Origin of the sequence: Vagococcus allomyrinae, assembly GCF_017829975.1 — a bacterium.
GTDB lineage: Bacteria > Bacillota > Bacilli > Lactobacillales > Vagococcaceae > Vagococcus_D > Vagococcus_D allomyrinae.
Window position 1 is genome coordinate 203,705 of the sequence record NZ_JAEEGA010000008.1, and the last position, 11,866, is coordinate 215,570.

The window sequence follows — 11,866 nt, forward strand, 5'->3', positions numbered from 1 at the left end:
TTATTAGCTCCTTAAAAATCACGAATCATGGCTTCCAACTGTTGTTGAATTCCTAGATCAAGAACTTCATAATCCGTTTCAATGACACATCCATCTAAAGGCAAGCTTTCATCCACTAAAACAGCATACTTCATCACGGGTTGTTCTTTTCGCAATTCTTCCATTTTCTGTTGAACAACTTCCTGACGATTTTTTCCAACAAAAATCGTAATAAAATTATCCATTTTATTAATTTGATTCAGCAAAGGTCCTAATAACAGATACAACTGATCAGAAGACTGAGCAATTTCTTGATGAATAATATTTTTAGCCATTGAAACAGCCAGTTGCAACAGTTCGCTTTGTTTCTCTTTTTGATACTCAAAAACAGACTGCTCCGCCGCTTTAAAAAGGCTGATAGCTTGTTCTTTTAATTGAGCAACTGATTCTATTCCCGCTTGATATCCCGACTCGTAGCCCGATTGGTAGCCATCTTCTTGGCCAATTCGCAAGCCTTCCTCATGTGCTAGTTGCTTTAACCCTTCACCATCGACTTGAGCTTGATCCAAGACTCGTCTTTTCAACGTGTTTAATTCTGTTAAAAATGACAATTTCTCTTGCTCTAATTCCTTGGTAAACTGCTCTCGCCGATCGTCTTCTTCTTGAGCCAGTCTCTCTACTTGTTGAGCTTGTTGCTGAAAGAAATCATGCTCCAACCGTTTCATCTCAGAAGTTGACGGAATCCCGCTAATTTTAGATTCCCTAGGAGGATGATAATCAGTGACTATCACCTTATTCTCACATGACTGATCAACTTCGGAACCTTTATAAAGACTACGAGATAACCGCATCCTGATCGCCTCTTCCGATATAGATTTCACCTTCTTCATCCAAGCGACGAATCACCGCTACAATATTTTGTTGCGCTTCTTCAACCGCCGACAAACGAGCAGGTCCCAAGAATTGTAAATCTTCTTTCAACATCTCCACCGAACGAGAACTTTGGTTGCTATAGATGAACTCCTTGATCCCCTCAGACGCACCTTTAAGCGCTAAAACTAAGACATCATGCTGGACATCACGCAAGACTTTTTGGACATCAGATTTTTCAAGTCCAACAATATCTTCAAAGGTAAAGAGATTGGCCTTAATTTCTTCTGATAATTCTGGCTGTCTTTTTTCTAAATCATTGATGATGTTTTTCTCAGTACTTCGACCAACAGAATTGAGAATCTCTACCAGAGTATTAACACCTCCGACATTCTCTGTGTCGTTTTCAACAAAGTTAGAAAATTTATTTTCTATCACCTTCTCGATTTTCTCGATAATAATCGGTGAAGTACTTGAAATAGTCCCAATTTTTTCAGCTATTTCCGCCTGACGATTATCAGGAAATTGGGCTAATATCTGAGCAGCTTTATCTGGTTGCATGTAACATAAAATCAAGGCGACTGTTTGCGGATGCTCCCCTAATAATAAATTAGTCAACTGCTGAGTATCAGCTTTACGAGCAATATTAAACGGTCGCTCACGCAGTTGAATCTGATTGAGAACACCGATCACCTCTTTAGCCTTTTGAGCTCCTAAAGCTTTGTTTAACAAGTCAATAGCATAGTCTATCCCACCATCAATCACATGTTTACGAGCAGTCGACATCTGGACAAATTCATTGATGACTTCTTCTCGATCATCGGGATGAACATAATCAATATTCGCTATTTCATAACTCACTTTTTGAATGTATTTCTCAGGTAATAATTTCATGATCTGAGCAGCCGTTTCTGAACCAAGTGAAATCAATAAAAGTGCTGCTTTTCTAACGCCGTCTACATTTTCCATTGATTCACCTACTTATCTTTCATCCAAACTTTGATTAATTCAGCTGCTAAATCTGGATTATCTTTTGCATATTTCTTGGCTTGTTGTTCTTTTTCATCGCTGATTCGAGACAATCGCTGAGCTTCAAAATCGACTTCCTGATTAGCAAGAGACTGACGTGTTTCAATCTCTTTTACCACTTGCTTAATCCCCTCATTTTCCGCAGGTTCCATTTGATCGTGTGGCTGGTTATCTTTGATTGGTTCAGCCATCATTTGCTCCACATCAAGTTGCTCCTCAAGTTTGTCACGTCGACGCTTTCTCAATAAGCTCACTACTACTATCCCAGTAAGTAACAGGCCTAAAATTAGCGCCAACCAAATAAGGTTATCTTTTATCGATTGGAAGATCGACCGACTAAGTTTGTCAGTTGCCGTTATCTCTTCCGGTACAGACTCACTAGCAAATTTCATTCCTTGAATCGCAATGGCGTCTCCCCTCGTTTCTTCAAATCCAATAGCCGATTTGACCAAAGCATCTAATTGAGTGCTTTCTACTGGTGTTAAGTTTTCATTGATTAACACTGACGCACTGACTTTCTTGATGACTCCTGGAGCATTTAATACTTTGGTAGTTTCAGTGTCCACCTCATTGTTCACACTGCGATTAAAGCTCTTACTGTTCTGATCGGCATTATCTCCAACGACATTTGTCACATTGTCCGTCACATTGCCTCCTTGAACTTGCTCCTGATTAATCGTGCCACCAGTCGCTTGAACATTTTCACTCCGGATTTTAGTATCACCATATGTCACAGTTGTCTTCTCAATCGAATCAAAATCCAATTCAACATTTATGATCAATTTGACTTTGCCAGGTTCAAAAACAGTTTCTAAGAGACTCGTCGTTTTCTCTTCCAAATTACGCTCGAACGCTTGCTTCAATACTTGATATTTACTCGCTAAATCAGTGACGTTAACGCCATTTTCTTGATCAAGAAAAGCAGATAAGACTGTCCCTTGTTCATCGACAATTTTGATATTTTTCACAGGTAAATTTTCAACAGCCCCAGATGTTAGCGAGGCGATGCCTTGAATAGTGGATTCTGATGGCTGCTGATTCGTTTTTAATGTTAGAACGATGGAAGCACTCGCTTCTTTTGTCTTATTTTCGAAAATACTCTTATCTGGAATGACCAACATAACTTTCGCTTTTCCCACTGAGTCTAAGGCCTCTATCGCTCTCTGCAACTCACCAGTTACCGCTCGTTGATACATGATTTTTCGATCTTCGTCCGTTGCCATCATATTTTTTTCATCAAATATTTCAAAACCAGTCGATTTATTTGGTAACTTATTGTCGACAGCCAAATCAATTCTAAATTTATCCAGATGAGTTTCGTCAATCAACACTTTCGTCCCATTATTTTCCAGTTTGTACTTGATTGCCTTGTCATCCAAATCTTGGACAATCACTCCAGACTCTGCCTCTGTAAGATCAGAAAAAAGCACAACATAATTTGTCTTTTTCGCCATATATGTTGTCAATAAAATAACGATGATAACGCTGAGAGTCACCAATATCAGCCCGATTTTTTTGACAGTATTCAGGTTTTTCCAACCACCGACTGCTCGTTCTTGAAGCTCTCGTAGCTTATCTATCATTTTCACCTAACTCCTCTGACTGCTTTAAAATTGCATATTTTTAACGTCATTGTATGCTTCAACCACTTTATTTCTAACTTGAACGGCACTTTGCACCGTCAATTGAGCTTCAGTCATGTCAATCATCATCGTATGTAAATTATCTAAATCTCCTGTAATAAGATCAGGAATATTGGCGCTAGATTTAGTCATCGTCGTCTCAATTTTATCCAACGCATTTGTAAAAACCGTCTCAAAAGAAGTGGACTCCCCCTGACTGTCGACTTCTTTATTGCCTGATTCTGGACCTGTAACCAATTGCAATTGATTTTGGTAGTCCGTTAACATTTGGGCGTAATTTGTGGTAATATCCATTTCTTTCCCCTTTTCTCACATCAATCTTTAGTAATTTCCAAGGCTTTTTTCATCATGCTTTTACTGCTTTCAAAAGCTGATACATTTGCTTCATAAGTTCTAACCGTGTTCATCATGTCGATCATTTCATCACTTAAATTAACATTCGATCCTTCTACATAACCATCGACATCGGCATCTGGATGAGTAGGGTTATACGACCAGTTATTAGACGTCTGGTCGTCTTCCAAACCGACTACTTTCACCCCAAAACTCTTTTGAGCGCCCATCGTTGTTAATTGATCTTGGCTGGTTTTTAAACTTTCTTCAAATACCACTGTTTTTTTCCGGTATGGTCCGCCTTCGGCTGTGCGGGTTGTATTAACATTAGCAATATTCGTTGAAATAGTATCTAGCTTTAGCCGTTCCAATGCCAAGCCACTAGCATTGATATTAAAAGAATCAAAAATCGTCATTATCGTCCCTCCCTATTTTAGTGACTAATCACATAATTAAGCAATGAAAGCTCGCCGTTCATTTGACGAGTTAACGTATTATAATAAAGCTCATTAACCGCTTTTTCAGACATCTCTAACTCAATATCTACGTTATTCCCATTTTCCTTAATGGAGGTATCCGTTCTTTTTTGAACAGTTGGTTCAATGGCACCAGCCACCTCTCCTGATGCAGTTAAATGTTTATCATTTGTCCGCTCCAACTTAAGCTCATTCATTGACAAGGCATCCTTTAATTTATCTTCAAACACCACACGCTCAACTTTATAACCTGCTGTATTTACATTAGCGATATTGTTCGAAATGGTTCGTTGTCGTGTGCTTGCCGCATCCATCGCTTTTTGTAACAAGTCTAAATTATTTTGACTCATTTTCTTCCCTCCTAGTGAATTCAAACACAAAATAAAACGCATCCACTATGCGCTATGTCTTAGGAACCCCTTTAATTATTTTCTCATTTTGCTGCTGTTTTACTTTAAGTTTTCAGGATAAAATAACAAGTGAAAATATAAACAAAAATCCAATATCTAACTTAAATTAAACACAGAGTGGATTATAGCTTAATAAATAGGCATTTGTTTCTTCAAGAATTGCTTATCGATACGCAACAATTATCAAATAAAAAGCAATATCGTTGACATCATCAACTTTTTTTGTCTAAAACCATAAACGTTTTTTTCTCATCAAATTCTAATCTGAAATCACTTAAACTATTCCTTAAACTTGCCGATAACTTAATATGTGAAGGAATTTTGTCTAACATCTAGACAGTAGAGAAATCGTTAAATAATACACAGAAATTAGGGGAAGTACAAATGGATTTATTTTTATTTTTAGGCGTCATAATGGGATTTGTATCGGTTATTGTCGGAATGATTGTTAAAGGAGCCGATGCGATGGTGTTACTCAATCCTGCCGCTGCAATTATCATCGGCGCAGGCACACTAGCAGCACTGATGAATTCTTTTCCAGCCAGAGATATTAAGCGATTGCCTAAGATTTTTGGCATCTTACTAAAAAATAAAAACAATTCTGAAACGACTGAATTGGTCAATACGATAATGGGATTAGCTCAAAAAGCTCGGCAAGAGGGAATTCTGTCCTTAGAATCTACCGTCGATAATTTAGAACAACCTTTTTTAAAGAATGGCATGGAGATGGTAGTAGATGGCGTCAGCGCCGATCAAATTCAAGAAATTCTTGAAAATGAGATTGCTTCGTTGGAAGAACGACATCGTGTTGGAGCCTCAATGTTTAAAACAGCCGGTTCATCAGCACCGACTTTAGGTGTTCTTGGCGCAGTTATTGGCTTGATTGGTGCCTTAGGCAATTTGAATGACATCGATGCACTCGGACACATGATCTCAGCCGCATTTGTCGCAACCCTATATGGAATTTTCTTCGGTTATGTGCTCTTTATTCCATTTGGAACACGCTTAACACGAAAGTCCGAAGATGAGGTTAAAAATATGTTAATTGCCCTAGAAGGTATTCTGGCTATTCAAGCTGGACACAACCCTAACACTATTGAGCGAAAATTATTAGGCATGCTTGACCCTGTAGAACGAACTGAAAAGAAAAAATAAGGACTGACGTATAGATGAAACGAAAACATAAACATGAAGAACATGTAGATGAAGGCTGGCTTTTACCCTACGCAGACATGCTAACCTTGTTGTTAGCCCTTTTTATTGTCATGTTTGCCATGGCAAAAGTGGATGATACACGTTTAGATGCTCTAAGTGATCAATTTAACATCATCCTCTCTGGTGAACATAGTGGTGGAAACGGTGGAATTTTGCCTGCTCATCCTAAACAACAATCTGCTAGTCCTACCTCCTCTCAGACCGATGAAGATAAGATGGTCTCGGCTGGCGATGCTATTAAAGAAGATCTAACAGAAGCTGGTCATGCTAACGATGTGGATATTGCCTTAGAAAAAGACGGTTTGCGAATTGCCATTAAAAGTGGGCTTCTTTTTTCATCTGGCAGTGCAGAAATTCCAGCTGATATCGAAAGCTTGGTAAGCAAAATATCAGACTCCTTGAAAACGTTGGACAATGACCTCATCATTGCGGGCTATACAGATAATGTCCCTAACCAAACTGAAAAATACGCATCCAATTGGGAGCTAAGTGCAGCTAGAGCAATTAAAGTGATGGACTTTCTAGTAAAAAACAACGCTGTTAAAGAAGATCAGATTTCCATTCAAGCATATGGCGAATTTAATCCAAAAGTACCTAACAATAATGCTGAGAACCGCGCAAAAAATCGTAGAGTTGAAATCTTCGTGGTCAGAAAAGATCAATCACGTTCAAATTAACAATAAAAAAAGAAATAAAGTGACAGGTAGTTGTCACTTTATTTCTCGTTATATAATAGAAGTTATTTAATTAAAACAAAATACAGAGATGCGAGATTTGCCACTTCCCATTCAAAAAAAGTCTTTTTCCTGACTTGCGTATGATCACAGCTTTTTTCATACTTATGGCGAATAAACAGCTCATAAATACCTCCTATCACTAGGCATTTAGCTTAAATTACGACATGCTTTTTCGCCCTCATTACTGAAATCTCAGAATGTCAATCAATCTATTTAATTGCGTCCTTATTCATTAATAACTCAATAAAAATACAACCATTTACGTTCTCCCCTCGTCATTTAGATGAGGAGAATACTGCCATTGTCTTTCAATCAGAGACTGTTGGATAGGCTACGGTTCTTCTTCCAAGGGCTTCTATGGTGTTTCCCAGAGTTCCTAAGGTCAAGGTCGCTTTGACCTCTCGAACGGTTCCTTAAGCTCACTTGATTTAATAATACAGTCAAGCAGTGAACCGCTTGATTCGTGACCCTTTACTAAATTCAATTTAACAAGTGCTCGATGACTATTTATAGCCAAAACAGCTTATACAAAAAAAAGCATCGCCAATGCGATGCTTTTCATATTGCTTATTTTTCGGCGTTTTCGTCTGCCAAACCATATTTTTTGTTGAAACGATCCACACGGCCGTCTGCTTGTGTAAACTTTTGACGTCCAGTATAAAATGGATGAGAATCAGAACTGATTTCAACACGGATTAATGGATAAGTGTTACCATCTTCCCATTCAACTGTTTCTTGTGTTTTTTTAGTAGAACCAGATAGGAATTTGAATCCTGTTGTTGAATCCATAAAAACGACTGGCTGGTAATCTGGATGAATATTTTCTTTCATGTTTAGGTCTCTCCTTTGCCCTGAATCATTTGCTGAGTCAGAGTTGATTTTAAGTTTTGCAACATTTCTATATTATCACAGTTTTACCTCAGTGACAATCATCTTTTTGTTCTTTGTTGATTATTTTTTCCAAAAGAAACGTCTCTAAAAGCCTCAAATAGTTGTTTATTATTATCTGTACGACGTAAGAAATTTAATAATTGCTCGGTATACTCTAAAGAATCGCCTTTCATATTACGACGCAATTTCCATATTTCATCTAATTGAGCAGAATCCATCAACAAGTCCTCTTTACGTGTCCCTGATTTTTTAACATCAATAGCTGGGAAAATACGGCGCTCTGAAAGTTCCCGAGATAAATGTAACTCCATATTTCCTGTTCCTTTAAATTCCTCGTAGATCACATCGTCCATTCGACTTCCAGTATCAACTAAAGCAGTGGCCAGTATGGTGAGACTTCCACCCTCTTCAATATTACGAGCCGCCCCAAAAAACCGTTTAGGTTTGTAAAAAGCAGCTGGATCAATTCCGCCACTCAGTGTTCGGCCACTTGGTGGAATAACTAAGTTATAGGCCCGAGCCAGCCGGGTAATACTGTCCATTAAAATAACAACATCACGCTTATCTTCTACTAGACGCATCGCACGTTCCAAAACGAGCTCTGATACTCTTGTATGATTTTGCGGCTGTAGATCGAACGTGGAGGACACTACATCCGCTTTTACGCTACGTTCAATGTCCGTCACCTCTTCTGGACGCTCATCGATTAGCAAGACGATTAGTTCCACCTCAGGGTGATTTTCAGTGATTCCATTGGCAATTTCTTTTAGCACAGTCGTTTTCCCTGCTTTAGGTGGTGCTACAATCAATCCCCGCTGTCCAAAACCAACAGGAGAAAAGATGTCAATCATGCGAGTGCTTAGGCGCCCTTTAGATGTAGCCAATGTCAGTTGACGATCAGGGTACAAAGCCGTCATAGCAGGGAAATGCGGACGCTCCTTCGCTTCTTCTGGATTTTTACCATTCACTGATTCTACGTGCATTAATCCATAATAACGTTCTGATTCCTTTGGAGGGCGGGCCTTTCCAGCCACTTTATCACCATTACGCAATCCAAAACGACGAATTTGAGAAGAAGAAATATAAATGTCTTCTTGACTAGCTGAATAATTGATTGGCCGTAAAAAGCCGTAACCTTCAGACGAAATAATGTCCAAAACACCTTCCATCATAAAAAAGCCTTGCTTCTCAGCTTGAGCCCGTATAATAGCTAAGGACAATTCCTTTTTGTTCATCTGACTGTAATAAGGAATTTTAAAATTTTTGGCATAGGTATAAATTTCTTTTAGAGTACTGTTTTCCAGTTCTCCCATTGTTAAATAATCTTTCATCAATTTATTGCCTCACTTCCTGAATAAAAAAAGTTATCTCCATTTAAATACCATGACACTTCTAAATTTGAATTGAGTCGCTCAAAACATCTAAATTGATCATTAATCTTCTTCTACCATATAAATATCTGCACCCAGAGCCCTTAATTTTTCAATAATTGAATCATAACCCCGTAAGATATATTCAACATTGGTAATTTTAGTTTGACCTTCTGCCATCAAACCAGCCGTCACCAAACACGCACCCGCTCTCAAATCACTCGCGGCAACCTCTGCACCTTGCAACTTATTTGGCCCCTTTAAAAGAATCATATTGCCTTCAATTCGGGCATCTGCTCCCATACGAGCCAATTCTGGAATATGATTCACCCTTTTTTGATAAATGCTGTCCATAACCACACTTTCCCCTTGGGCCAACAATAATAGTGGCGTCAAAGGCTGTTGTAGATCCGTCGCAAACCCTGGATAAGGATAGGTTTTAACGTCCACTGGTTTTAACGCTTTAACAGGATGAACAAAAACGGAATCTTCTCCAATCTCCAAATCCACACCCATTTCTTCAAGCTTTGAAATAAAACTTTCGATATGCTCATGAATCACGTTTTTCACTAGAACCCCTTGGCCAACTGCCGCTGCCATTGAAATATAAGTACCAGCTTCAATTCGATCAGGGATAATCGAATGGCGACAGCCATGTAGTTCCTTAACACCATCAATCCGAATTTCATCTGTACCAGCTCCACGAATTTTAGCTCCCATATTATTTAGCAACGTTGCCACATCGATAATTTCAGGTTCTCTAGCAGCATTTTCGATCACTGTTCGACCTTCTGCTTTAACCGCTGCAAGCATCACATTAATCGTTGCACCGATTGATACCATGTCCATAAAAATACGAGTCCCTTTTAAACCAGTTTCACTTGTATGTAAATAAGTTGCACCATGTTCTGTTTTTACGTTTGCACCAAGTGCTTCAAATCCTTTGACGTGCAGATCGATTGGTCTCGGCCCTAAGAAACACCCACCCGGTAACCCAACAACCCCTTCGCCAAATTTACCCAACAATGCCCCCATAAAATAATAAGATGCCCGCAAGCTATTGATTTTACCATTGGGCATCGGCACAGAAACCATTTCAGTTGGATCAATCACCATCTGATTATCAGCAAAAGTGACTTTCACTCCCATTATTTCAAGAATTTCTTTCAATGAATACACATCATTAATATCGGGAACTCCCTCTAAGATAACTGGGGAATCGGCAAGAATTGCAGCGGGGATTAAAGCAACGGCACTATTTTTAGCACCATTTATTGTGACTTCACCACTAAGGGGACGGCCACCATTAATAACAAATTTTTTCATTAATACTTTCACTCATTCCTTAAAAAAGCCACTGAAAAGCAGCTTGTACTATTTATTATCTAATTTGAGGTATTTCATTTTAATCCTCATCATTTTACCACAGTTTCCTCAAATTAAAAAGGATTGCTTTAACTTATTGCGTTTCCTCACCATAACCTCTCACCATGAAACACTTTGTTTCACACAAGAAATAGTATTCTAAACACTTATAAGGCGTGACAATGATGATAGTTAACCGTTATGATGGATATATTCCCTGATAATGGTCTATAATTAAGGTAAGAATTTTTCTAGCCTAATGATGCTAACTAAGTAGTACAGCTTAGAAACGACAACTTGCTTTCACAGTTATTTCAAAAAGGTCTCGCTCGTTTTTGTTACTAGATAGCTCCTATTAAATAATCCTTCTTTACCGTTAAACGTTCAGCTAGAAAAAAGCTGAAAGTGCCACGCTTGGCGAATGATTATGCGAATCATCCAATGGAACTATACGTCTGATTATTTAACAGGATGTATACAGCAACCTCCTGTTACGCTTCCTCAATTTTCCAACAGCTAACTCATAAAGAAAAGGAGATCTTCACACATGACACACTACATCGGAATTGACATTGGCGGTTCTGCCATCAAACACGCTCTTCTGGACGAAAATGGCACCATCAAAGAAACAGGCAAGCTCCCTACGCCACAAAATCTGCCAGATTTTATCAAGAGTCTGAGCGATATTCAAACTACCTACAGCAACGTAACAACAGCCGGCATGGCTATCAGCATGCCTGGTTTAATCGACGCTGCAACTGGTCATGCGATTCACGGTGGAGCATTGACATTCATTCAGGATCTAAATGTTCGTTCACTCATTCAAAAGGCCTGCAAAGTACCCGTTCAAATCGAAAATGACGGCAAGTGCGCCGCTTTAGGAGAACATTGGGTCGGAAACTTAGTAGGGGTTGAGAACGGTATCGCCTTGGTCATTGGTACTGGCATTGCTGGTGGAATCATTGTTAATAACCAATTAGTCCGAGGTCACCATTTAACAGCTGGCGAATTTTCTTACATGCGCACCAATAGCGACTCCGACGATTTTCAACATTTATTTGCCATGGAAGGCAGTTCTATCGCTTTAAGTAATACTTACGCAGATCTCAAAGGCCTTAACAACGATCAAATGGATGGGAAACAATTTTTTGCCAACGTTGCTCTTCAAGAAACAGACGCAGTCGCATTATTAGAGAGCTATAGTAACAAATTGGTCGTTCAAATCATGAACTTACAGACCATTCTCGACCCAGAAATCATCACGATTGGCGGAGGGATCAGCAGACAAACACTATTGTTTGAAGCCATTGACCGTCACATCGACAGGCTTATCGCTAATTTTCCTCTACCACTCGTCAGACCTAACGTCAAACAATCCACATTAGGTAACAACGCCAATTTAATTGGCGCTCTAAAAAACTTCCTTGACAAAGAAGAGCATTAAGCTGAGCTGATGACTGACTCCCAACAAAAAAACAGGTTATTTTCAAAAAAATCCTCAGCTATGTCTTCCTCATTCAATAGTCGTTATAATAAGGAAGTAATGAG

The 11,866-nt window shown here is 38.9% G+C and carries 12 protein-coding genes; 3 read left to right on the forward strand and 9 right to left on the reverse strand.

The window, feature by feature from the left end:
- Nucleotides 1–11 precede the first annotated feature (11 nt).
- From I6N95_RS13575 to flgB, 6 genes are read right to left on the reverse strand one after another with little or no spacing between them, the layout of a single operon-like run.
- Nucleotides 12–830, reverse strand: coding sequence for a FliH/SctL family protein (locus tag I6N95_RS13575; protein WP_209528867.1), 819 nt, complete (start codon nt 828–830; stop codon nt 12–14).
- Nucleotides 814–1,818: a flagellar motor switch protein FliG gene (gene fliG / locus I6N95_RS13580; protein WP_209528869.1), complete on the reverse strand. Its 1,005-nt coding sequence runs from the start codon at nt 1,816–1,818 to the stop codon at nt 814–816. The genes I6N95_RS13575 and fliG overlap by 17 nt, the downstream gene beginning before the upstream one ends.
- 8 nt (nt 1,819–1,826) lie before the next feature.
- Nucleotides 1,827–3,461 (reverse strand): flagellar basal-body MS-ring/collar protein FliF, encoded by a 1,635-nt coding sequence (fliF, locus tag I6N95_RS13585; protein WP_209528871.1) that lies wholly within the window; start codon nt 3,459–3,461, stop codon nt 1,827–1,829.
- 24 nt (nt 3,462–3,485) lie between these two features.
- Nucleotides 3,486–3,815, reverse strand: a complete 330-nt coding sequence (fliE, locus tag I6N95_RS13590) for a flagellar hook-basal body complex protein FliE (protein WP_209528873.1) — start codon at nt 3,813–3,815, stop codon at nt 3,486–3,488.
- A 20-nt stretch (nt 3,816–3,835) separates the two neighbouring features.
- Nucleotides 3,836–4,270 (reverse strand): flagellar basal body rod protein FlgC, encoded by a 435-nt coding sequence (gene flgC, locus I6N95_RS13595; protein WP_209528875.1) that lies wholly within the window; start codon nt 4,268–4,270, stop codon nt 3,836–3,838.
- A 17-nt stretch (nt 4,271–4,287) separates the two neighbouring features.
- Nucleotides 4,288–4,680, reverse strand: coding sequence for a flagellar basal body rod protein FlgB (gene flgB, locus I6N95_RS13600; protein ID WP_209528877.1), 393 nt, complete (start codon nt 4,678–4,680; stop codon nt 4,288–4,290).
- A 444-nt stretch (nt 4,681–5,124) separates the two neighbouring features.
- Between flgB and motA the strand changes: the two genes are divergently transcribed.
- On the forward strand, nt 5,125–5,895 hold the full coding sequence (gene motA / locus I6N95_RS13605; protein WP_209528879.1) for a flagellar motor stator protein MotA: 771 nt from the start codon (nt 5,125–5,127) through the stop codon (nt 5,893–5,895).
- 14 nt (nt 5,896–5,909) lie between these two features.
- Nucleotides 5,910–6,632 (forward strand): OmpA family protein, encoded by a 723-nt coding sequence (locus tag I6N95_RS13610; protein ID WP_209528881.1) that lies wholly within the window; start codon nt 5,910–5,912, stop codon nt 6,630–6,632.
- Between the two features lie 627 nt (nt 6,633–7,259).
- On the opposite strand, the gene I6N95_RS13615 is transcribed toward I6N95_RS13610, so the two are convergent.
- From I6N95_RS13615 to murA, 3 genes are all read right to left on the reverse strand, one after another.
- The gene (locus I6N95_RS13615; RefSeq protein ID WP_209528883.1) at nt 7,260–7,523 is read right to left on the reverse strand and encodes a type B 50S ribosomal protein L31; all 264 of its coding nucleotides are present in this window, start codon (nt 7,521–7,523) and stop codon (nt 7,260–7,262) included.
- 98 nt (nt 7,524–7,621) lie between these two features.
- Nucleotides 7,622–8,914, reverse strand: coding sequence for a transcription termination factor Rho (rho, locus tag I6N95_RS13620; RefSeq protein WP_209528885.1), 1,293 nt, complete (start codon nt 8,912–8,914; stop codon nt 7,622–7,624).
- Between the two features lie 102 nt (nt 8,915–9,016).
- The gene (gene murA, locus I6N95_RS13625; RefSeq protein ID WP_209528887.1) at nt 9,017–10,279 is read right to left on the reverse strand and encodes a UDP-N-acetylglucosamine 1-carboxyvinyltransferase; all 1,263 of its coding nucleotides are present in this window, start codon (nt 10,277–10,279) and stop codon (nt 9,017–9,019) included.
- A gap of 586 nt (nt 10,280–10,865) precedes the next feature.
- Between murA and I6N95_RS13630 the strand changes: the two genes are divergently transcribed.
- A complete protein-coding gene (locus I6N95_RS13630) occupies nt 10,866–11,762 on the forward strand; it encodes an ROK family protein (RefSeq protein WP_209528888.1) in 897 nt (298 codons plus the stop codon).
- Nucleotides 11,763–11,866: the final 104 nt, after the last annotated feature.